The sequence below is a fragment of the Thalassospira sp. MCCC 1A02898 genome, assembly GCF_001618185.1.
In the GTDB taxonomy this organism is placed as follows: domain Bacteria; phylum Pseudomonadota; class Alphaproteobacteria; order Rhodospirillales; family Thalassospiraceae; genus Thalassospira; species Thalassospira tepidiphila.
This window is the reverse complement of sequence record NZ_LPXK01000008.1, coordinates 80,763-101,765: the sequence shown is the minus strand read 5'-3', so window position 1 is coordinate 101,765 and position 21,003 is coordinate 80,763. Positions and strand designations below refer to the sequence as shown.

Sequence of the window (21,003 nt, the reverse complement as noted above, 5' to 3'; positions counted from 1 at the left end):
GGCCGCATCATGCGGCCCTTTTTTTATTGCTCACACAAATCGCGGAAAACGGCTTTGGAATTCAGGCAGAATGCGCATCGCGCCCTCTCGCAAACTTTTAACAGACTTTTCCTGACGTTTGCGTTGGCGGTAATCCGCAATCATGTGATCGGTTGACTCAAAGCCATCCTCGATCCCGCGATCAAGGTTTTCCCAAGTCCAGTCATAGTTGATGTGCGGGGAAACCGGGATTTCAACGATATCGATCTTGCGGCCACTTTCGGCGACTTCACGTTTGAAGGCTGCAACAGCGTCTTCGCTGGCCGATGCGGCAAACAGCATGATCAGGTTATTCAGTGCGTCATACAGGTTTTCAGGCTGACGCACCTGCTTAAGATCAAGAATACGACTGACCCACACCTCATCAACATCCGGATGCAGGCGCAGGAAATCAAAGAAGTTGACCGTATCAACAGTCGCCCCCTCGCAATAGGTATCGCCGTTGATTTCGACCGGCTCCTCGATAAACGGCAAGGCAGAACAGGCACACAGCGTCTGCGCGTTCATCTGTGGCAGGTCGTAGTGATCGGGTTTGTTGGTGAAAAGTTCAAGCCGCTGCTTGGAAAGGTTATAGGCGTTGTGGAACATGGCCGGCTTGTCGGGCTGATAAAGGCGATCAAAGTTCAGCCGGTCCAAAAACATGCTGTCGGGTGAATAGATCTTGGCCAGTCCCTTGGTCTGGGTCTGATAGATCGATCCGACCAGAAGACGTGACAGGGGATTTGCCGCCAGAAAACCGTTTAGCAAAACATCGTTGAAATTGTGCGGCGTCCAGTATTTCGGATTACCCATGAAATGCTGCACATGTTCAACGGCCTCGCCGATGGCGTCCGGCACGATCAGCCCCTGATAGCTGTTGGGGTTAAAGAAGTAATTGAGTTTGTTGGTGAAATCAGAAAAGAAGTCCGGTGCAAAGGCCGATGCAATCGGGAACCGTTCATAGACACTTGCGGGTCGGAAAATTTTACGAAAGAAGGCGATGGTCTGGTCAAGTTCCTGACCCTCGTCGGCCTGATGCCAGGCAACCGAGAGCCAAGCGCCGATACAGGCAGACGACCAGATATCAAATTTTATATCCGGTTCCTGCTGCAGACGCTTAAGCACCCCGATGCTTAAGCCGACAGCAGGCCCGCCGCCTGACAGAAAGATAGCTCGTTTGATCTTTTCCACGTCGCGATCTCCTTGTTGAAAACCGAATGGTTCGGTCCAAACAACATGGCGCAAACGATAAAATGCCATCGCGTGCACCACCGCTCACCCCCAGGAGATACCAGTCCGTCTTTGCGGACCTGTAGATACAGCCATCATTATAATGATTTTAAGCCGCTACATTTGAGACAATTCTTCAATAGTGATGTGACAAAACACGCGATTACATATACTTAGATATATTAAATGTGTTGATTCATATACTAAATCGCACTTTTGATCAGAGTGATGTTAAGTGTTTTCTAAAATATGCGCTCGAAACCCCACTAATTTAACTTAACAAATATTTTACAAATCAATCGATTTTACTTGAAACACAAAAACCGCCCGAAGGCGGTTTTTGCTTTTTGGATATGATTACTTCTTAGTCGTAATAACCCACCATGAAAATCTTGCCGTCATGGGCTTTCACCCAGGTTTTCTTTTCGGCAAGTTTTTTGGTCTGCGGATGAGTCCAGGTGTAGTTGGACCAACCACCATCCGGCGATGCCTTTCCGGTTTCGACCATGTCACGAATGATGAACTTGCTGTTCACATCCTGAAGGTCCCAAAGGCCCGGGTTGTTAACAAGCTTCGGGTTGATCGCGTGTGTCAGGAACGTGCCTTTTTCGCCATCAGCAACAATGACGTAAAACTCGTCAAAGACGAATTCACCGGACTTGTCATTGAACATATCAAAGGATTTCTCCTGCCCGACGTCGTCATAAAGGGCGATTGCCTTATCCACCAGATCCTTGGCGGTTGCTTCCTTATCCTGGGCCATGGCCGACGATACACTCAAAACCATCAGCAACGACGCCAGAGCCGCACCGAAAGAACGCAAAACCTTATTCATCCTGAATTTCCCTTGTTGATCATAGATAGATGTCGTGATTGACGATTGGTTGGTTGAAACAAGTGAACACAAAGGTCCGTCAGACGGCGCGCAGCCGTGCAACAAGACCATCAACCGAACTGCTTAGCCCTGCCATTTCGCGGCTAAGCTCTGCGGTTGCCTCGCCCACACTTCCCGCAGAATCACGGGTCGCCCGGGCGATGTCGCGCACATCACCAATGCCGCCTGACACGGTTTCCGCATAACCGGCAGCCTCGGTGATACTGGTGCTGATCTGGCCTGTCGCATTGCCTTGCTCCATGACAGATTCAGCCGTCAGTCTCAGAATTTCGTTGATGCCCTGAACGCTTTCGACAATCGTTCGGATCGCCTCGACCGCCTGTCCGGTTTCGGCACGGACATTGGCAATTTCAGATGCAATTTCCTCGGTCGATTTCGCCGTCTGGCTGGCAAGGTTTTTGACCTCGTTGGCAACAACGGCAAACCCTTTGCCGGCCTCACCGGCACGGGCCGATTCAATCGTGGCATTGAGGGCCAGAAGATTGGTCTGTTCGGCAATATTGCCAATCAGGGCAGCGACATCCTCGATACGGATGCTGGCTTCTTCAAGACGGCGGATTTTCTCATCCGCGTCGCGGGCCTGTTCGCTGGCTTCCTGTGCCTGACGGCTACTTTTCTGGATTTCCTCGCTGATATTGGCAATCGCCGAGGCCAGTCCGGACGCCGCCTGGGCGATCTCGCCCATGTTGTGGCTGGACTTGCCGGATGCATCAAAGGCGTTCTCGCTCTGATGGTCGGTGCGCTCGGCATTGTCGAGAAGGGCCGATGCGGATGCGCCGATTTCCTCGATCGCGGCACTGACTGCCGTTGCTGTGCCCTGTACCGACGTTTCAATATCGCGCGCCAGTTCCTGCATGATCTGGCGTTTTTCCTCGACCGCGCGGGCTTCGTCCTGCAGGCGCTGTTCTTCGGCGGCCTCAAGGCTTTCGGCGTTCTGGCGGAACACCTCAACCGCATCGGCCATCTTGCCCATCTCATCCTTGCGTGCGGTATAGGGAACCGAGATATCGGTCTTGCCTTCGGCAATTTCGCGCATGACATGGGTCAGCTTTTTGACCGGCGCCCCGATCAGGCTTGCAATGACAAAACTGATCACCGCCATGGCGATGGATGCCGACACGGCCGCAATAATTGTCTGATCCTGTGCAGAACTGCCAACCGCCATGGCCGCACCACTCGCACTGTCCATTCTGAGCTCTGCGGTTCCGCGCAGCTTGGAAAGAATGTCCATCAGTGCTTCATAGTCGGACTGTGCAGACCAGGAAAAGCTGAGCGCGCCAGTGTAATCGATGTCGAGCATGCCAAGAACCTGATTGACCTTGCCAAGATAGCCATCAAAGCGCTCCTGCGCATCAACCGACATCTGGCGGCCCGATTCCGGGAGACTTTCGTTTTCAAGCAACGTCACGAAGGACTGACGCGCTTCTTCGATCTGGGTTTCAAGATCCTGGGAAACGGCTTCCATCCGGTCGCCTTCAACACCGGCGGCAGACCAGGAAAGCATGCGATAAAGGGTCTGGTGCACCCGGGTCACATTGCGATCAATCTCGCCAATATCCTTGACCTCGGGATATGCCTTGCTGACAGCGAATTCCAGACCATCAGAAAGTGACATGATGGCCCGCCCGCCAATCAGGCTGACAGCGATGATCGCAATAACCGCAATCACCGGCAAAATGGAAAGTTTGGTCCCGATATTCAGATTCGCAAAAGTCTTCATTCTTTGGATATCCAAAATTGACATTCACAGATGACATCAGGCGGCGTCGTTACTTGCCGCGAGAAGTTTGGCAACAGTCACGTCGCCGGTGGTATTTTGATATGCAGAAAGAACACCGTTGGTCGCGCGATAGCCGTCCTCGATGCTTCGATCGAGGTTTTCCCACGTCCAGTCGTAGCTGATATTGGCTTCAATCGGGATTTCGATGACCCGGATATCGCGCCCGCTTTCGGCGACCTTGTATTTGAAGAGCTTGACGTCATCTTTGCTGGTGGTTGCCACAAACAGCATCACCAGATTGTTCAGCGCGTCATAAAGATTTTCGGGTTGGCGGATCTGTTTGATGTCAAGGATGCGACTGACCCACACCTCGTCGAGATCGGGGTTCAAGCGTAACCTTTTTAAGGCGCCGAAGCTCAAACCAACTGCTGGTCCACCCCCAGCCAAAGCGATCGCACGTTTCTTTTCCGCCATGTCGTCGTCCCCCGATGAAGGAACCGGGCATTACACCCAACACGGGCCAGTCGACACAAAGGTCAAAGACAGAAATCGAAAACTGATCAGTCTGGCCCAAACGTTCTCGCAATGCTTATATTGCATCGCACAAACACAACCCTTAGACCAGTGCGCTTCGTCACACCTAAACCTATACGTTTTGATACTACTCAGATGTATATCAAAAGTTGAAATCCACATTATTACTTAAATATCAATAACTTAATGCCATTCATAAATATGAAATAATAACAGGAAACTATCCTTTCGAGAGCCTATCCCAATACATTTTCCTTTGAAGAAAACTTATTTACTCGCCCTGCTGCGGTCTGCCCGAAGGAGATCAGGAGCTTTTTTCGACGCGCTGCGGAAAGCTTTTTTTCCGCACTTGCACGGATGATCGCGGCTTCAAACCGGTCGGCAACGATCAGTCCGACATCATCAGGAATCAGATCCTTGGGAAAGTGCATCGGAACGGCAAAAAAGAACCGATCACAGTAATCGAGATAGCTCTGCCATTTTTGGTCGACACGGAAATCCTCGACCGATGATTTGACCTCGACCGCCCAGAGCTCCCCTTTGGGGCCAAGCGCTAACACATCAAGCCTGCGACCATTGCCCAGACGCAGCTCCGTCAGGCAGGCCATTTCATGATGATATAACAGCCGACAGACACCTTCGGTGACGTCAGCGGTGATTTCGGGGCGGGATGCGGTTGTCATGCACCAAGATTACAAAAGCAAAAGCCCGCTTGAAAGCGGGCTTTTGGTATTCTCGGCAGGTCTCCTGACAGGATGGTGTCAGCTCATACCCAGCGCACGTTTGTACACTTCCAGGATTTCTTCCTGTTCGGTGCGCTCGTGGTCTTCCATTTTGCGCAGACGAATGATCTGGCGCAGGATTTTCACGTCATAGCCAAGCGCCTTGGCTTCGCCATAGACTTCCTTGATGTCAGCCATCAGGTTGGCTTTTTCTTCTTCAAGGCGTTCGATACGCTCGACATAACTCGCAAGCTGATCGGCTGCGATACCACCGACTTCGGTCATCAATTCTTCTCCGATGATGGATTGCACAGCGGATATCCGATGCGCGGAATTCAAAGGGCCCAAACCCGTTTCGGCGCGACGATACTCAATGCACCGGTCGCTGACAAGCCGTTAGAGTCTGCTCCGATTAGCTTGCATCGCTTTTGTTCGTGTTTGGCGAATCTGTTTGGCAAGGCACAGCGTGAAGGGCGATGTGGAGCATCGTTCAAGCGGTGTAACGCAGCGAAACATCGCCAAACCGAACCCTTCGGGCCGGGACATTCATCCGCCCTGCAGCGTCACGGATCTTGACCGTAGCACCGCTACGCCCTGCGATCCATTCCTTGCCGGACAGAAGAATGTCCTCGGCAAAACGATGCAAGCTAATCGGAGCAGACTCTAGGTGTCCGATCTTGCGTTGGGATCCGTCCGTTCAATCAGCACGTCGGCAACCGCGATCAATGCGTCCTTTGACGAGGCGCCGAGTTCGATTGCTGCGTCATAGATTTCGCGCTGTCTGCGCGCACTGGTGCCGCGTTTTATGATGGTGCGCGCATGTTCGACTTCATCGACACAGCCAAAGAATTCGGCATCGGGTCGAATGAGTTCGAGGATCTCTTCCAGCAGATCGGCATAGGGCACGATTTCACCCCGGCCAAAGTCGATCAGCCCGGCCTTTTCACCCGGATCGCTGCCGTAACGGCATGCCCGCCAGCGGTTTTCGCGCACCAGCATGTTGGCATAAATTCGCCAGCGTTGATTGTTGCGCCGCAAACGATACAGCATGCGCATCAGGCATCGCGTAATCGATGCAACACAGACAGCATCCTCAAGGTCGGTACAAACATCGGCGATCCGCATTTCAAGCGTCGGCCAACGATCACTTGGTCTCAAATCCCACCAAAGCTTTGTGCCATCCTCGATCACACCAGCATTGATAAGCATATCGACATGGCGGCGATATTCCGCCCACGAGCCAAACACTTCCGGAAGGCCGGTCCGCGGCAGGTTATCAAACACCGACAAACGAAATGTCTGAAGTCCGGTTTCCTTGCCGCGCCAGAATGGTGAGCTTGTGGTAAGTGCGAGAAGATGGGGCAAGAAATAGCTCGCCTGCGCCATCAGTTCGATGCGCAGATCGTCATCCTCGATCCCGACATGGACATGCATGCCGCAAATCAGCAAACGGTCGACCACCGTGCGCAGATCGCGCGCGATAGTGTTGTACCGTTCGCCATCGGTATGTTTCTGATCGTCCCACTGGGCAAAGGGGTGGGTCGATGCCGCCAGCAGCGCCATATCGTATTTCGCCGCTACCTCGGAAAGCGTGCTGCGCATTTCAATAAGCTGCTCGCGCGCTTCAAGTGCGCTGTTGCACACCTTGCTGCCGGTTTCGACCTGACAGCGCATGAACTCGCTTGAGACCTGATCGCCAAGCTTTGCCTTGGCGTCCTTAAGGAATTCGGCAGGCGGGTCTTTAGCAAGATCGCGGGTTTCACGATCCACGAGCCAGAATTCTTCTTCTATGCCGATGGAAAATCCCGGCTCGCGTGCGTTGGCCCCTGCCAAATCAGTCTCTCCTGATCTTGTATAGGTTCGGATCCGCAAGGATGTCGGCAAAGGCATCGCCAAGGATTTTTGCCCATTTTTCACATCCCGCATCAGTATCAATCAGATCCTGACGGATTTCAATCGACACACAGGGAAGACCAGCCGCCTCGCCGTGATGGTCAATCGTGTAATCGGCCAAATGACGCCCGGAATAAGGCTCGTTATCGCCGATGGTCAAATCCGGGTTTTGCGCCCGAAGTGTTTCAAGCAGTGGCACCGGAATGCGATCATCCTGATCCCACAACACACCGATTTCCCACGGGCGTTCAAAGCCCTGAAACACGGGCGTAAAACTGTGAATGGCAATCAGCGCCGGGGCAATTTTATGGGCGTGGAAATTGGCAATCTGCTCTTCGATCGCCCAGTGATAAGGCAGAAAAATCTCGCGGATGCGCTGCATATGTTCGCTGGGCGAAACGTTCTTGTTGCCCGGCACCACGGTCTGATCGGCAATTTCCGGCATCCCGGTCGGATCCCAAAGCTGGCGGTTGCAATCAATGACAAGGCGTGAAAATCCGCCCAAAACTGCGCGGCAATCAAACCGTTCGACCAGAATTTCGGTCACCTTGCGCGCACCGATATCCCAACCGATATGGCGTTTGCGCTCTTCCTCGGGCAGGCCAAGCGTGCCAAGGCTTTTGGGGATTTCCCGGGACGCGTGGTCACAGACAAAAAGCGAATGACCCTTGCCGTTTTCGTTCAATATCTCAAACGGGGCGGGGTCATCATGGCCCAAAAGGGTCCCGGCTTGGTTCGGCACGCGTGTTCTCCTGAAATCTGGTGGTCTTTGGGTATCTGCAAGGTCTGATGGCGGTATCCCTCGGTATCACTGCCGCCGAAGCGCCAGTGAAAGTGGGGCGGATACGCCACTCATCCCCTGTTGAACTATCAATTTATCCCTACCGAAACAAGATTGCACTGCAATAAGCGCGCGCGGTGCATATCGACACTTTGCGTCGCCGCCAAACATCCCGTAAACTGGTATGACCATTGCGCGAACCAATATAGACATCGCTGCACTGGCAGAGAAGAACACGATTGGAGACAACCCAACATGCCGTCTGCCAAGACGCTTCAGGCACAAGACGACGCGGAAACCAAGCGCCCCAAAAGGATTGCCGATCAGGTTGCCGATCAAATTCTTGAAAAGATCTCGGATGGCATTTTTCTGCCCGGTGATCGCCTGCCCGGCGAACGCCAGCTTGCCGAAAGCATGTCGGTCAGCCGCGTGTCTGTGCGCGCCGCCTTGCAAAAGCTCAAGACCCGCGGGTACTTGCGTGCGGTTCAGGGTGGCGGCACGGAAATCCTGTCATCCACCGGGATCGACATGGACACCGCGATGACCGATCTGGTGCGCGATTCGATCAGCAATCTGCGCGATCTTCAGGAAATTCGCTGCACACTTGAAACCTGGGCCGCACGGCGGGCCGCGATCAATGCCAGTGACGAGGATATCAAACTTCTGCGCATGGCTTATCGTCAGGCGCATGACCCACGGCGGGCCGCCAAATACCGTGCGGATGATGACCACCGCCTGCACATGATGATCGGCCGGGCGACGGGCTCGATCATTTACTATCACGTGATGAAAATGCTGCATGATGTGTTGCAGGCAGCACTCAATGAAATCCGCTTCAATGGTATGGTCGGCCCGACCTTTGATCGCATGGTGCAGGAACATCACCGCGACATTATCGAAGCCATCGCGGCCCACGACCCGGACGCCGCCGAAAAGGCGATGTCGAACCATCTGCAGGCCGTGATTGATTTCTTCAAGACCGCATCCGACAAGCAGGCGACCTAAAAACCCGGACCAAACCGGCCACAATCCAATCAGGGAAACCCGATATGACGACTTCGCGCGAAAAACTTCTGGCTTTGATGGATGCGGCACTAAAGGCCGCCGACCCCGGGGTTCAGATCCCGCGCAACCTGCCCGAACCGCCAAAGGGCAAAACCATCGTCATTGGTGCGGGCAAGGCATCAGCCAACATGGCCCGTGCGTTCGAGAAAGCCTGGAAAGGCGATGTCGAAGGTCTGGTCGTCACCCGATATGGCCATGCGGTTGAATGCGATCAGATCGAAATTGTCGAGGCATCCCACCCCGTCCCCGATGCAGCCGGCGAAAAGGCGGCCAAGCGTATCCTTGATATTGTTTCCGATGCCGGCCCTGATGATCTGGTTGTCTGCATGATTTCCGGGGGTGGATCGGCCCTTCTTGCCCTGCCCGGTCCCGGTTTGACCCTTGAAGACAAACAGGCAATCAGCAAGGCGCTTCTGCGCAGTGGAGCGACGATTTCGGAAATGAACTGCGTGCGCAAACATCTATCTGCGATCAAGGGTGGCCGCCTGGCCAAGGCATCGGCACCGGCGCGCATGGTGACCTATCTTGTATCTGATGTGCCGGGCGACGATCCGGCAATCATTGCGTCTGGTCCGACGGTGTCTGATCCGACAACCGGACAGGATGCACTTGATATCATCCGCCATTATCAGATCGACATCCCGCAGGCTGCCAAGGACCTTTTGCAAAGTGCAGATGATGAGACAATCAAACCCGATGATCCCTGCTTTCACGGTCATGAAACCATCATGCTGGCCCGCCCGCAGGATAGCCTCGAGGCCGCAGCATCGGTTGCCCGTGACATGGGGCTGAATGCCGTCATCCTTGGTGACGCCATCGAGGGTGAGGCACGCGAAGTCGCCATCGTTCATGCCGGGATTGCCCATCAGGTTGCCAATCATGGCCAACCGGCGGCAAAGCCCTGTGTCCTGCTTTCGGGTGGTGAAACTACCGTCACCGTGCGCGGCAAGGGTGGCCGGGGTGGCCGCAATAGCGAGTTCTTGCTGTCACTTTTGTTGCAACTTCGCGATCAGCCGGGTTTCACGGCACTGGCGATTGATACCGATGGCATTGATGGCAGCGAAGACAACGCCGGGGCAATCATTGACGCCAAAAGTTGGCAAAACGCCCAGAAGGCCGGTATCGACCTTCGCGAATATCTGGCCAACAACGATGCCTATAGCGCGTTTGCCAAGATCGATGATCTTCTGGTGACCGGCCCGACCCTGACCAACGTCAATGATTTTCGGGCCATCCTGATCGAATAAATCCGGGGGATCAGGCGCCGGGTTTTGGCATCCATGGACGGACCCAGCCAAGCCCGTCTTCGGTCTTGCCGTGCGGCTTGTATTCGCAGCCGATCCAGCCTTCATAGCCAATGCGATCCAGCATATAGAACAGGAACGGGTAGTTAAGTTCCCCGCTGTCGGGTTCATGCCGTCCCGGCGCGCCCGCGACCTGCACATGGGCGATGCTGTCGATATGTTTATCAAGCCGTGCGGCGATGTTCCCGCCAACAATCTGGGCGTGATAGATATCGAATTGAAGTTTCAGGCGCGGGTGATCAAGCTGTTCAAGGATGACGGCCGCCTGTTCGATAGAATTAAGCAAATAACCCGGCATATCGAGCGGATTGATCGGCTCGATCAGGATATCGACGCCGGCCTGATCGGCAAGGTCCGCAGCATATAGCAGATTGTCGCAATAAAGCCGGGCGAGTTCGCCGGGATCTTCGCCCTTGCGCATCAAACCGGCCATGCAATGGAGCATCTTGCAATCGGTTGCCGCCGCGTAATCAAGCGCCTGCACGACAGAATCGCGAAAAGCTTCCTCGCGCCCCGGGCGACAGGCAAGACCGCGGTCGCCTGCCTCCCAGTTCCCGGCGGGCAGGTTAAACAAAACCTGTTCCAGACCGTTGTCGCTCAGAAGCGATTTAACCGTCGATAACGGCATGTCATAGGCGCCAATATATTCCACCCCGACAAAGCCGGCATCTGCCGCCGCGGCGAACCGTTTTTCAAACGGCAAGTCGGCAAACAGAAACGAAAGGTTGGCGGCAAAGCGGGGCATGATCCATCCACACGAATGATTAACAATGGCACATGGTTTCCGATGCAGCCCGCAAGGTCAATCGTCAATCGCCGGATTGCTCGGTAAGTGGTGCCGAAGATGCCACTTCGCTTCTGATCCACTCCCCGAATGCTTCAACTTCGCGAAGGTTGTCGCCCCGGCCGGTATGCACATAGTGATAACAATGCCCTTTGATTTCCGGGCCAAATGGCATCACCAGCAATCCTGCATCAATTTCCGCGCGCACCATCACCGGACTGGCTAGAACAACGCCTTGGCCTGCAATCGCCGCCTGAATGGCGTGACTGTCATCGGAAAAACTGATCCCGGCGGATGGCAAGTGATCTGCAGCACCTGCCACCTGCCCCCATCTTTGCCATGTCGGGGTCGCATCATCGGGGCGTAACCAGTCAAAATGCAGCAATGTTGCATTGCGCAAGTCTTCCGGTTTTTTCAGGCCCAGTACCGGACTGCAAAGTGGCACGAACTGTTCGCGAAACATCTTGTGCGCAACTAATCCCGGATATGGTCCGACACCATATCGAATGGCAGCATCCGCCACACCACCAGCAAGATCGACGGCCTCTGGCGAGGTATGAAGTCGCAAGTTGATATCGGGGTATTTTGCCTGAAACCCAGACAGGCGTGGCAACAGCCATTTTGCTGCAAAGGATGGAATGATCGAAACCGTCATGCTGCGCGATACCGGGCGGTTCCGCACCCGATCAACCACCTTGGCAAAGGCGGCAAAGCCATCACGCAAAACCGGATACAACTCCTGCCCGACATCGGTCAGAACAACCTGCCGTGGCTTGCGGTCAAACAACCGGACACCCAGCGTTTCTTCAAGAAGGCGGACCTGATGGCTGATCGCGGTCGGCGTGACGCCAAGTTCGGATGCGGCATTCTTGAAACTTTGATGGCGTGCTGCGGCTTCAAAGGCGCGCAGGGTCGCAAGCGGCGGCAAGGACATATGAATGAATTCAACTCATCTATTGGCTGAGGAATTCGATTTTGCCGTGGGAATAAAATTCCGTCAATTCTTGGTCATGGAACCAAAACACAGATGAGCCATCTTCATCACATGGAGAACATGATGACCAGAATTCTTCATATCGACAGCAGCGCCCGGCCCGGCAGGTCCGATCAAAAGCAACATGGTTCGCACAGCCGCCGCTTGTCGGCCAAGTTCATCGAACACTGGCTGGCCAAGCGACCGGAAACCGAAATCATCTATCGCGATATCGGCGCAAATCCGCCAAGCCCGGTGACCGGGGATTGGGTCCATGCTGCATTCACCAAACCCGAAGACCGCGAAGCATGGATGCACCACGCCTTGCGCGAAAGCGATCAACTGGTCGACGAACTGCTTGCCGCCGACATCATCGTTGCCGGGGTGCCAATGTATAATTTCGGCATGCCGTCACAGATGAAGGCCTGGGTGGATAACATTGTCCGTGTCGGCCGGACATTCGGCTTTGACCGAACGCGTGGCGACGTTCCCTACTGGCCAATGGTGACCGGCAACAAATCGATTGTCGCCTTGTCATCACGTGGCGACTATGGCTATGGGCCGGATGGTCGTATTGCGCACCTGAACTTCGTCGAAGGCGGGCTGTTTACCCCGCTGCAATATATCGGCATCACTGATCAGTTTGGTGCCGCCATTGAATATGACGAATTTGCCGACGAACGAACCGAGGCCTCCATTCACGCAGCCGAACAAGAAGTCATCGGTATTGTTGATCAGCTTCTTGCCAAACATCGCGATGTAAAGGTCGCATGATTTCCCGGGCGGGAGGGCCCGACCTTCCCGCCAACATCGCACATATCCACACAGCTATCTGACGGATTTCACACCACAGACCAAGACAGAGAAAGAACGGCAGGTTATAAGCAGGGTGATTGATCGGGCTATCACGATAACAAGGACTGACCATGAATAACGCATTCACCCTTCATCCCCAGCTTGCCGCCGATACTACCCTTGTCACCGACGGGCCGCTATCGCATGTGCTTTTGATGAATGATGCGCGTTATCCGTGGCTTATTCTGGTGCCCAGACGCCCCGAACTTGTCGATTATGACAACCTGAGTGCGGAAGACCGCAAAACCCTTGGCGACGAAGTCGCGGCGGTTTCAAGCGTCATCAAACGTCGCTTTGATGCCTTCAAAACCAATGTCGCGATGCTGGGTAATATGGTACCACAGCTTCATTGCCACGTCATTGGTCGCTTTAAGGACGACGCCGCATGGCCGGGCCCGGTTTGGGGCGTTGGCACCGCCGAACCCTATAACGAAGACGAAGGCCGTGATCGTCTGGCCGCCCTTCGTGCCGATCTGATATCGGCCTTCAAGCATCTTTGAAGGCCGTCCCTGACATCGCCACGGCGCAAACCGAGTGCCATCACCAAAAGGGCCACACCCCATGCCGGATCTGGAACGCGATACGATATTCCTGCTCAAACCCGACTTTGAAGATCCCGCATGGCCAAACCAACGCTTTTACTGCTGGCATTGTGCGTTGATTGATGGGGTTTTGGGATCTTTCCCGGACTTGCTTGCCGGGCTTGATATTCGTCATATCAATTGGCCGTGTCCCCGGCATGATGTGATTGCGCTTTTGGGCGAAGAACATCAGTCACTTCCGGTAATGATCCTGAAATCCGGCGATACATCATCGCTTCAAACCGGCACCGCAAATGGTCATGCCTTCATTGATGGCAAGGACAACATTTTGCTGGTGCTAAGCGAACGACACGGCTTCCCTGTTCCCCACCCTTGACGCATATCAAGGCAGGCAAGTTTGGAATAATGCAAAAGACGGACAGAACGAATTATCGGGATGTCCGTCATGCAGCTTGCCCTTTACGAAAAATACGACCTGCGATTGCCGCGCTATACCAGCTATCCGACCGCGCCGCATTTCCATGCCGATGTGAATGGCGAGGTGTTTGAAGGCTGGCTGGGTGACCTTGATCCCGCACAACCGTTATCGCTTTATCTGCATGTCCCTTATTGCGAGGAAATGTGCTGGTTCTGCGGCTGCAACACCAAGATCACCAAGAACTACAAGCCGGTAAATGGCTATGTCACAGCCCTTCTGACCGAGATCGAAGGCACGCTTGGCAAACTGCCCACAGATCAGAAATTCACGGTGTCGCACATTCACTTTGGCGGCGGCAGCCCGACCATCCTCAAGGCCGAAGACCTGCGCGCCATCATGGCCGCAATTCGCGCCCGACTTGATATCCTTGATGATGCCGAAATCGCCATTGAAATGGATCCGCGCACCGCGACCGATGATTTCATGGAAGCCATGGTCGAATGCGGCTTTAACCGTGCCAGTATCGGCATTCAGGATTTCAACCAACAGGTCCAGACAGCGGTCAACCGCATTCAAAGCATGCAGCTTGTCCGTGATGTGATTGCCAAACTGCGCTCGCACGGGATTGCCGGCATCAATGTCGATCTGATGTATGGCCTGCCATTCCAGACCGTGGACTCACTGCGCGAAACGGTTGATCAGACGGTGGAGCTGTGCCCCGACCGCCTGTCGGTCTTTGGCTATGCCCATGTACCGTGGATGAAAAAGCATCAACAGCTTATCCCGACCGAGGCCCTGCCAAACACCGTGGAACGCTGGGCGCAGTATGAAGAAATCCAGAACCGCCTTGCCAAGCATGGGTTTGTCGCCATCGGCCTTGATCACTTCGCCCATCAGGCCGACAGCATGGCACGCGCCCTGTCCGATGGCCTGCTGCACCGAAACTTCCAGGGCTACACCACCGACCGGGCAGAAGCCCTGATCGGGTTTGGTCCGTCTGCGATTTCGTCCTTGCCGCAGGGTTATGCGCAAAATGATCCGGCACTGGCCCGCTGGCAGCGCGCGGTCGAAGGTGGCAAATGCGCCATTGAAAAGGGTGTTGCCCTGACCAACGAAGACAAATTGCGCCGCGACATCATTAATGAGTTGATGTGCAATCTTGCCGTCGACCTTGACCCGGTTTGCGCCAGCCACGGCATTTCGGCTGATCGCTTCGCGCCGGAGCTTGAGCGCATCAAGGCAATGACCCGGGATCACATTGTCGAAGTTCAGGGGAATTACATTAAACTGAGCGAGTTGGGCCGTCCGCTGGTCCGCGCAGTCTGTGCAGCATTTGATACCTATCTCAACCACGCGCACGGGCGGCATTCACAAGCCGTCTGAGAAGACAACCGCACAGCATGAAGGGAGCCTGATGGCTCCCTTTTTTTATTCGGCTCAGGCCCCTTTGCGCAGGGTCAGAATGACAATACCGCTGACGACGACCAGACCACCCAGCATCTGGATCGGGCTGATCATCTGGCCGAGAATGACCCAGCCAAACAGCAATGTCGCGATCGGCTCCATATTCATCACCGGTGCATTGCGCGCCATATCAAGACGCGGCACATTGATGAACAAAACCGCGAACGCCCCGCCATAAAGCAGCATCAAGGCCATAAGCCCCATCCATCCCGGCGTGGCATTCGGAAGCCCCATGCCACCCGGCACAACATCGCCGATCCCGGCAATGATCATCGAAACAAAGACAACCAACATGGTGAACATCGAACGCACAGGCCCGCTGATCCCGGCAAGCTTGTGATCGGTCACCCAGAAGGCCACCGAAAGAACAGTCGCTGCCATCAGCGCAAAACCGATACCCAGCCACCAGCTTGACGTCACCTCTGCCCCGCCGCCGAGAATACCCGGAAGATCAAGCGCCAGCACAAGACCCGACAGGATAAACAACATCAAACCTGCCGCGCGCAATGTCGGGCGCGGCCCGCCAAGCCCCCATGTCAGCAAGGCCAGAATGATCGGGAACGTATTGGCCGTCAGCAACGCCAGGGCGACCGGCACACGGGCCACTGCGGAATAAAGACACAGGCTCTGGATCGTGATCATCAGGCCAAGCACCAGTTGCCAGCGCACCAGCCCCCGCGGCAAACGAATGGAATGACGTTTGAAATAGACGATCGCAATCAGGATCGAAAGCGCAACAGCCGAGCGGCATAAAACAGCCAGAAGCAGCCCTGTCCCGTTTTCAAATGTCAGACGTGCGGCAACATGGTTTGCCGCAAAAAAGCAGGCAACAGCAGCCAAAATCGCAACAGCGATATGGCGTGGAAACAATTGCGGTGCGTTTAACGCACGCACAGCTGCGGGATCAGTCGGGGACGAAGACATCGGGGCGATATTCCTTGGTGGTGGTGCCTGGCGAATAGACCCGATACACCACAACAAAACAAGGTGTTATCGACCTTTCAGGTCAGGGAGCGCCCAAAAGCTCAAGACAGCGCTGCGCAACCATGCGGGCCGGCTGCAAGGACGGATGCTTGAATGGCACCAGTTCGGTGTCGGGCAAAAGGGGTCTGGCGTAGCCGCCTTCAAACAATGCCTGGTGCAAGCGTTGATGCCTGTCGTTTGCCAATCCGTCCGGCGCGTAGATATATACGCCGCCCGGGGATGCTGCAGCTTCGCAGCACATCGAGACAGAATCACTCGTTACAATCACCACATCAGCCAAAGCAAGATAACCGAAATAAGGATTTTCTTCCTGAGACTTCCAGTCGTGCAAGTGGTAGGCCACGCCGGAACTGGCAAGACAACTGGCAATCAATTCTTCGCATTCTGCCCCTGTACGCCGACTGGTCGTGACAAGCAAAGACCCGTCGACGCTCTGCGCAGCATTAACTGCACGCGTTATGACTTCTTTTGCCATCGTGGCGGTGAATGTGGTTTTTTTTGTGCTACCACCAATGACCACCGCAAATCTTGGGCTTGGCAGTCCTTTGAAATGGGGACGCCAGTTGTCGGCTTCAATCAAAAGCCGGGTCTCAGTCACCCGATGCGGCGCACCAGGGATTTCGACAACATTTTCGCGCACAGCCGGACGATCATGGGCAGGCACGGCAATTAGATCAAAAGAGCCTTCGCCGCCATCTGGACGCATAATTTGACAAATACGCGTATGACCACGGCTTTGTTTCTTTATCCAGCGGGCCACTGGCGCCGTTCGACGTCCTGCGGCAATAACAAGATCAGGCCACGGAGCCACCAGGCGCGCACGCGAAGCTTCGTCAAGCCCGATCAGGGTCGCACGGCGAAGGAAATTTGGCAGTTTAGCAAAAGCTGTATAGCCAATATCAATGCGCTTGAAGGGCTGAGCAAGTGCCTCGGCGACGCCAACCGCCTGATTGACGTTCCCGGCGCGATCATCGGCAAGAACCCAGATCAGGTGTGTGTCTTCGTCGCTCATGCAGGGAACTTTCCTGACAGGTTTGTTCGGGCTTGATCAACCGTGCATAAATATGGTCTGAAAATCCCGCGGATGCTTTCCTGATAGGTACAGCCTGATCCAACGATTATCAAGCATGAGAAGCATCGGTAAAATTTGCGCTGGGCTTTGAAATATTTTTGTAATCTAATCCCGACGCCCCACCTTTAAGGGAAGACTTCCCACCCTTAAGAATGGGTCGATCAAAGCCCAACGCCAACGTGGACAGAATGCTGAACTCTTCGGTTTCAATCAAAAGAATATCCAGGATCGTACTATGCGGTTTGCTTGCACTGCTGCCGGTAACCTTGTGGTTGGTCACGACGTTCTGGCATGAGGCAAAGCTGATCGACATCACGGAAGATGGGCGCAACAAGCTTGAGCTGTATCGATCCAACCTTCAGGGCGCGATCAAGGAACACGAATATCTGCCGATTACGCTGGCATCGGACAAACGCATCATCGATCTTGCGATCCATGCCGATCCGGTGATCGCCAAGGCCGTCAACATTTACCTTGAAAAACTGGCAGCCGACAGCGGCGCCTCAGACATTTATTTCATGGATCAAAATGGCGACACCCTGGCTGCCAGCAACTGGAACAGCGACGCGTCCTTTATCGGGCGCAACTTTTCCTTCCGCCCCTATTTCCAGCAGGCCAAAAGCGGCCTGACCGGTCATTACTTTGCCTTTGGGATTACCTCGAACGTACCAGGTTATTACATCTCCCACCCGGTGCGACCGGACGGGACGCGTTTTGCCGGTGCCGTGGTGGTCAAGACCCACCTTGAAACCCTTGTGCAGCGTTGGGCACGCGGCAGCGAGAGCGTTCTGGTCACCGATCAGAACGGCGTCGTTATCATTTCATCCAACCTCGATTGGCGGTTTCGCGACCTTGCCGGGCTCGGTAACAATGATCGCCCCCGCCTGATCGCGTCGCGCAAATATGGCGATTACCCGCTTGAACCCATGCCTTTACTCGATGGGGCATGGCCGGTTGATGATAACCCGGCAATCCTCAGCCTCGGCCCGGTTGCCAGCGAAGACGAGGCACGAACCGCCAACGAACAATCAACAGGGAAACCGCAATCGCGCCAGGCCACGCCAGACAAGACAACCTATCTGGTCACGGCAAGCACACTTCCCAAGCAGGGCTGGCGGATGTTTCTTTTGACCGATAAATCCGTGCTGGATCGATCCGTGATCAGTGCCGGTGCAATGGGTGGGGCTGCGCATATCATTCTGACCGGTCTGATCTTCATCATCCTGCAACGCCGGCGCGCGATGCTTGAACAGCTTGAAATCCGCGACTGGTCGCAACGCGAACTTGAACGACAGGTTCGACTGCGCACGACCGATCTTATGAACACCAACCAGCGACTTGCGGAAGAAATCACCGAACGGTCACGCACCGAAGACGCGCTACGCACCGCCCAGGCCGAACTAGTCCAAACCAGCAAGCTTGCCGCCCTTGGTCAGATGTCCGCCGGGATCGCCCACGAAATCAACCAGCCCCTGACCGCCATCAGGAACTATGCGGAAAACGCGATGAAGTTCATCGCGCGCGACAATAAGGAAACGGCAAACCGCAACCTGCAACGGATTTCAGAACTGACCGATCGCATGGGGCGCATTACCGGCAACCTCAAAACATTTTCGCGCCGCCCGGAACAGGATAATCATCCGGTCGATGTCCCGGCCCAGATGCAGATGGCAATTGATCTTGCGATTGAAAGCGGACGTGCGGGTGTCGAAAACATCACCCTGCACCAGCATGGCGATGTCAAACACGTGATTGCCGAGGCCAATCAGCTGACCCAGGTCTTTACCAACCTGATCAATAACGCGGCGGATGCCTGCCAGAATATGGCCAACCCCGAAATTGATATCGCGATTACCGGCGGCGAAGACCGGGTGATTGTGAAGGTCAATGACAACGGGCATGGCATTTTGCCAGACAACCTGCCCAAGCTTTTTGACCCATTCTTTACCACCAAACCGTTTGGTGATGGTCTGGGGCTTGGGCTTTCGATCTGTTATGGCATCATTCGAAGCTTCGGTGGAACGCTCCGTGCGGAAAACCGCCCGCAAGGCGGCGCATCCTTCATTGTCGAGCTCCGCTATGATGGCCCCGGCGATACGGAGCCGAAAAACAGCATCTCGACGCCCGCGTTCACGGCTGCTAAAACACCCTCAGAAACCCGCACATACCTTGCAAACCATCACGATCAGGGCTGACACGCAAATTGTCCTCTGATCCAGTTTCCGGGTCAAAGGATAAGCCAGTGCCAACCAGTGCCGAATGCGTTCTGTTTGTTGATGACGACGAAGATGTGCGTGAAGCCGCACAGCAAACGCTGGAGCTTGCTGACATCCCCGTCGAAGTTTTCTCGGACGCCGCATCTGCGGTTGAACGCCTGAAAAAAGGCTGGCCGGGCATTGTGATTTCCGACATTCGCATGCCGAAGATGGATGGCCTTGATCTGCTGACAGAAGTCAAAAAGATCGATCCGGAAATGCCGGTTATTCTGGTCACCGGGCATGGAGATGTCGCAACCGCCGTTCAGGCCATGCATGACGGGGCTTTTGACTTTATCGAAAAGCCCTATGCCCCGGATTTGTTCATCGACATTACCCGCCGCGCAATGAGCCACCGCGCCCTTGTGCTTGAAAACCGCACACTCAAGATCGAACTGGCGCGTCATTCCAAAAACGCATCGGACTTTATCGGCCGCAATCCGGCGATGGAAAAGCTCCGCACCCTCATCGGCAACGTTGCCGCCACCAATGCCCATGTCCTGATCAACGGTGAAACCGGATCGGGCAAGGAAGTGATCGCGCGCAATCTGCATGAAATGTCGAGGCGTCCCGGCCCGTTTGTGGCGGTGAATTGCGGCGGCATGCCCGAACATCTGATTGAATCAGAACTGTTTGGTCACGAAGCCGGCGCCTTTACCGGGGCCGATCACAAACGCATCGGCAAGTTCGAGTTTGCCGACAAGGGCACGCTGTTCCTTGATGAAATCGAAAGCATGCCGCTTGCGCTGCAAATCAAATTGCTGCGGGTCTTGCAGGAACGCGCGGTTGAACGGCTTGGATCAAACCGGGTCCTGCCAATCGACTTGCGGGTTATTGCTGCCACCAAGGTCGATCTGCGGTCGGCCTCGGCACGTGGTGCGTTTCGCGAAGATCTTTATTATCGCCTGAACGTCGTGCAACTGCATATCCCCCCACTTCGTGATCGCAAGGATGACATCGCGCTGTTGTTTGAATATTTCACCCGCGATGCTGCCAAGCGGTTTGAGCGTACCGTCAACGCCTTGAGTGCGGCGGAACTGGCACGGTTCAATACCTATGATTGGCCGGGCAATGTCCGCGAACTCCGCAATGCCGCCGAACGCCGGGTTCTTGGTCTTGATCCCCTGGCAAACAGCGAGGATGGCGAAGACAATTATGCCGTTCCCCTGCCCCAGCAAGTCGAGGCATTTGAAAAAAGCCTGATTACCGAAGCCCTGCGCGAACATGGTGGCAATGTAACGGCCACGGTCAGTGCGCTTGGCGTCCCGCGCAAGACGTTTTACGACAAGCTGACCAAATACAACATTGTCCCGGCCGAATTCCGACGCCCGCGCTAATCAACCGATCAGGAGCCCGTCAGTTAGGCGGGCTTTTTTATTTGTCCAGTCCGTCAAATCCACATACGACAGCCTGTGCGGCAGTCCGCACACCACCATGAAATCCGTGTGCGCCTTCACACACGAAAGCACCCCAAATTGCTGCATTGCAGCAACA

Annotated in this window: 20 protein-coding genes; 8 read left to right on the top strand and 12 right to left on the bottom strand. The window is 54.8% G+C overall.

Annotated features, from left to right (window positions below; genetic code table 11):
* Nucleotides 1-30: 30 nt before the first annotated feature.
* From AUQ41_RS05980 to AUQ41_RS05945, 8 genes are all read right to left on the bottom strand, one after another.
* Nucleotides 31-1,209: a patatin-like phospholipase family protein gene (locus AUQ41_RS05980; protein ID WP_040824236.1), complete on the bottom strand. Its 1,179-nt coding sequence runs from the start codon at nt 1,207-1,209 to the stop codon at nt 31-33.
* Nucleotides 1,210-1,612: 403 nt separating this feature from the next.
* Entirely contained in the window at nt 1,613-2,083 is a 471-nt protein-coding gene (locus tag AUQ41_RS05975) for a cache domain-containing protein (RefSeq protein ID WP_008891347.1), read from the bottom strand.
* Nucleotides 2,084-2,162: 79 nt separating this feature from the next.
* Nucleotides 2,163-3,863 carry a methyl-accepting chemotaxis protein gene (locus tag AUQ41_RS05970; RefSeq protein ID WP_008891346.1) on the bottom strand — a complete coding sequence of 567 codons (1,701 nt, stop codon included), beginning with the start codon at nt 3,861-3,863 and terminating at the stop codon, nt 2,163-2,165.
* Between the two features lie 36 nt (nt 3,864-3,899).
* A complete protein-coding gene (locus AUQ41_RS05965; RefSeq protein WP_083952741.1) occupies nt 3,900-4,337 on the bottom strand; it encodes a hypothetical protein in 438 nt (145 codons plus the stop codon).
* 296 nt (nt 4,338-4,633) lie between these two features.
* A complete protein-coding gene (locus AUQ41_RS05960) occupies nt 4,634-5,080 on the bottom strand; it encodes an MmcB family DNA repair protein (protein ID WP_063087160.1) in 447 nt (148 codons plus the stop codon).
* Nucleotides 5,081-5,158: 78 nt separating this feature from the next.
* Complete coding sequence (locus AUQ41_RS05955) at nt 5,159-5,404, bottom strand: DUF2312 domain-containing protein (RefSeq protein WP_007090950.1); 246 nt, start codon at nt 5,402-5,404, stop codon at nt 5,159-5,161.
* Nucleotides 5,405-5,782: 378 nt separating this feature from the next.
* A complete protein-coding gene (locus AUQ41_RS05950; protein ID WP_008891343.1) occupies nt 5,783-6,952 on the bottom strand; it encodes a carboxylate-amine ligase in 1,170 nt (389 codons plus the stop codon).
* A gap of 1 nt (nt 6,953) precedes the next feature.
* Nucleotides 6,954-7,754, bottom strand: a complete 801-nt coding sequence (locus tag AUQ41_RS05945; RefSeq protein ID WP_008891342.1) for an N-formylglutamate amidohydrolase — start codon at nt 7,752-7,754, stop codon at nt 6,954-6,956.
* 294 nt (nt 7,755-8,048) lie between these two features.
* Between AUQ41_RS05945 and AUQ41_RS05940 the strand changes: the two genes are divergently transcribed.
* Together AUQ41_RS05940 and AUQ41_RS05935 are read left to right on the top strand one after the other, a co-directional pair.
* Nucleotides 8,049-8,798, top strand: a complete 750-nt coding sequence (locus tag AUQ41_RS05940; protein ID WP_063087159.1) for a FadR/GntR family transcriptional regulator — start codon at nt 8,049-8,051, stop codon at nt 8,796-8,798.
* 44 nt (nt 8,799-8,842) lie between these two features.
* Nucleotides 8,843-10,105 carry a glycerate kinase gene (locus tag AUQ41_RS05935; protein ID WP_083952740.1) on the top strand — a complete coding sequence of 421 codons (1,263 nt, stop codon included), beginning with the start codon at nt 8,843-8,845 and terminating at the stop codon, nt 10,103-10,105.
* A gap of 10 nt (nt 10,106-10,115) precedes the next feature.
* Here the strand turns inward: AUQ41_RS05935 and otnI are convergent, their stop codons facing one another.
* A complete protein-coding gene (gene otnI, locus AUQ41_RS05930; protein WP_063087157.1) occupies nt 10,116-10,907 on the bottom strand; it encodes a 2-oxo-tetronate isomerase in 792 nt (263 codons plus the stop codon).
* Between the two features lie 64 nt (nt 10,908-10,971).
* On the bottom strand, nt 10,972-11,880 hold the full coding sequence (gcvA, locus tag AUQ41_RS05925; RefSeq protein WP_063087156.1) for a transcriptional regulator GcvA: 909 nt from the start codon (nt 11,878-11,880) through the stop codon (nt 10,972-10,974).
* Nucleotides 11,881-11,973: 93 nt separating this feature from the next.
* Between gcvA and AUQ41_RS05920 the strand changes: the two genes are divergently transcribed.
* The 4 genes from AUQ41_RS05920 (at nt 11,974) to hemN (ending at nt 15,117) form a co-directional block, all read left to right on the top strand.
* Nucleotides 11,974-12,693: an FMN-dependent NADH-azoreductase gene (locus AUQ41_RS05920; RefSeq protein ID WP_232308318.1), complete on the top strand. Its 720-nt coding sequence runs from the start codon at nt 11,974-11,976 to the stop codon at nt 12,691-12,693.
* A 152-nt stretch (nt 12,694-12,845) separates the two neighbouring features.
* Entirely contained in the window at nt 12,846-13,274 is a 429-nt protein-coding gene (locus tag AUQ41_RS05915; protein ID WP_063087155.1) for an HIT domain-containing protein, read from the top strand.
* 61 nt (nt 13,275-13,335) lie between these two features.
* The gene (locus AUQ41_RS05910; protein ID WP_143588705.1) at nt 13,336-13,692 is read left to right on the top strand and encodes a DUF3088 domain-containing protein; all 357 of its coding nucleotides are present in this window, start codon (nt 13,336-13,338) and stop codon (nt 13,690-13,692) included.
* Nucleotides 13,693-13,761: 69 nt separating this feature from the next.
* Nucleotides 13,762-15,117 (top strand): oxygen-independent coproporphyrinogen III oxidase, encoded by a 1,356-nt coding sequence (gene hemN, locus AUQ41_RS05905; protein WP_063087277.1) that lies wholly within the window; start codon nt 13,762-13,764, stop codon nt 15,115-15,117.
* Between the two features lie 54 nt (nt 15,118-15,171).
* Here hemN and AUQ41_RS05900 read toward each other — a convergent pair whose 3' ends face one another.
* Both AUQ41_RS05900 and AUQ41_RS05895 read right to left on the bottom strand, forming a co-directional pair.
* Complete coding sequence (locus AUQ41_RS05900) at nt 15,172-16,122, bottom strand: EamA family transporter (protein WP_063087154.1); 951 nt, start codon at nt 16,120-16,122, stop codon at nt 15,172-15,174.
* An 82-nt stretch (nt 16,123-16,204) separates the two neighbouring features.
* Complete coding sequence (locus AUQ41_RS05895; RefSeq protein ID WP_063087153.1) at nt 16,205-17,194, bottom strand: mitochondrial fission ELM1 family protein; 990 nt, start codon at nt 17,192-17,194, stop codon at nt 16,205-16,207.
* A 302-nt stretch (nt 17,195-17,496) separates the two neighbouring features.
* Here AUQ41_RS05895 and AUQ41_RS05890 point away from each other — a divergent pair, with 302 nt between their 5' ends.
* Together AUQ41_RS05890 and AUQ41_RS05885 are read left to right on the top strand one after the other, a co-directional pair.
* On the top strand, nt 17,497-19,449 hold the full coding sequence (locus AUQ41_RS05890; RefSeq protein ID WP_232308317.1) for an ATP-binding protein: 1,953 nt from the start codon (nt 17,497-17,499) through the stop codon (nt 19,447-19,449).
* Between the two features lie 47 nt (nt 19,450-19,496).
* Nucleotides 19,497-20,846, top strand: a complete 1,350-nt coding sequence (locus AUQ41_RS05885; protein ID WP_063087152.1) for a sigma-54 dependent transcriptional regulator — start codon at nt 19,497-19,499, stop codon at nt 20,844-20,846.
* The last annotated feature ends 157 nt before the right edge of the window (nt 20,847-21,003 follow it).

Bases quoted from the DNA above. Each gene is read 5' to 3' on its own strand.
- AUQ41_RS05975 (WP_008891347.1), bottom strand. From the start codon at position 2,083: ATGAATAAGGTTTTGCGTTCTTTCGGTGCGGCTCTGGCGTCGTTGCTG.
- AUQ41_RS05970 (WP_008891346.1), bottom strand. From the start codon at position 3,863: ATGAAGACTTTTGCGAATCTGAATATCGGGACCAAACTTTCCATTTTG.
- AUQ41_RS05965 (WP_083952741.1), bottom strand. From the start codon at position 4,337: ATGGCGGAAAAGAAACGTGCGATCGCTTTGGCTGGGGGTGGACCAGCA.
- AUQ41_RS05960 (WP_063087160.1), bottom strand. From the start codon at position 5,080: ATGACAACCGCATCCCGCCCCGAAATCACCGCTGACGTCACCGAAGGT.
- AUQ41_RS05955 (WP_007090950.1), bottom strand. From the start codon at position 5,404: ATGACCGAAGTCGGTGGTATCGCAGCCGATCAGCTTGCGAGTTATGTC.
- AUQ41_RS05940 (WP_063087159.1), top strand. From the start codon at position 8,049: ATGCCGTCTGCCAAGACGCTTCAGGCACAAGACGACGCGGAAACCAAG.
- AUQ41_RS05935 (WP_083952740.1), top strand. From the start codon at position 8,843: ATGACGACTTCGCGCGAAAAACTTCTGGCTTTGATGGATGCGGCACTA.
- otnI (WP_063087157.1), bottom strand. From the start codon at position 10,907: ATGCCCCGCTTTGCCGCCAACCTTTCGTTTCTGTTTGCCGACTTGCCG.
- gcvA (WP_063087156.1), bottom strand. From the start codon at position 11,880: ATGTCCTTGCCGCCGCTTGCGACCCTGCGCGCCTTTGAAGCCGCAGCA.
- AUQ41_RS05920 (WP_232308318.1), top strand. From the start codon at position 11,974: ATGAGCCATCTTCATCACATGGAGAACATGATGACCAGAATTCTTCAT.
- AUQ41_RS05915 (WP_063087155.1), top strand. From the start codon at position 12,846: ATGAATAACGCATTCACCCTTCATCCCCAGCTTGCCGCCGATACTACC.
- AUQ41_RS05910 (WP_143588705.1), top strand. From the start codon at position 13,336: ATGCCGGATCTGGAACGCGATACGATATTCCTGCTCAAACCCGACTTT.
- hemN (WP_063087277.1), top strand. From the start codon at position 13,762: ATGCAGCTTGCCCTTTACGAAAAATACGACCTGCGATTGCCGCGCTAT.
- AUQ41_RS05900 (WP_063087154.1), bottom strand. From the start codon at position 16,122: ATGTCTTCGTCCCCGACTGATCCCGCAGCTGTGCGTGCGTTAAACGCA.
- AUQ41_RS05895 (WP_063087153.1), bottom strand. From the start codon at position 17,194: ATGAGCGACGAAGACACACACCTGATCTGGGTTCTTGCCGATGATCGC.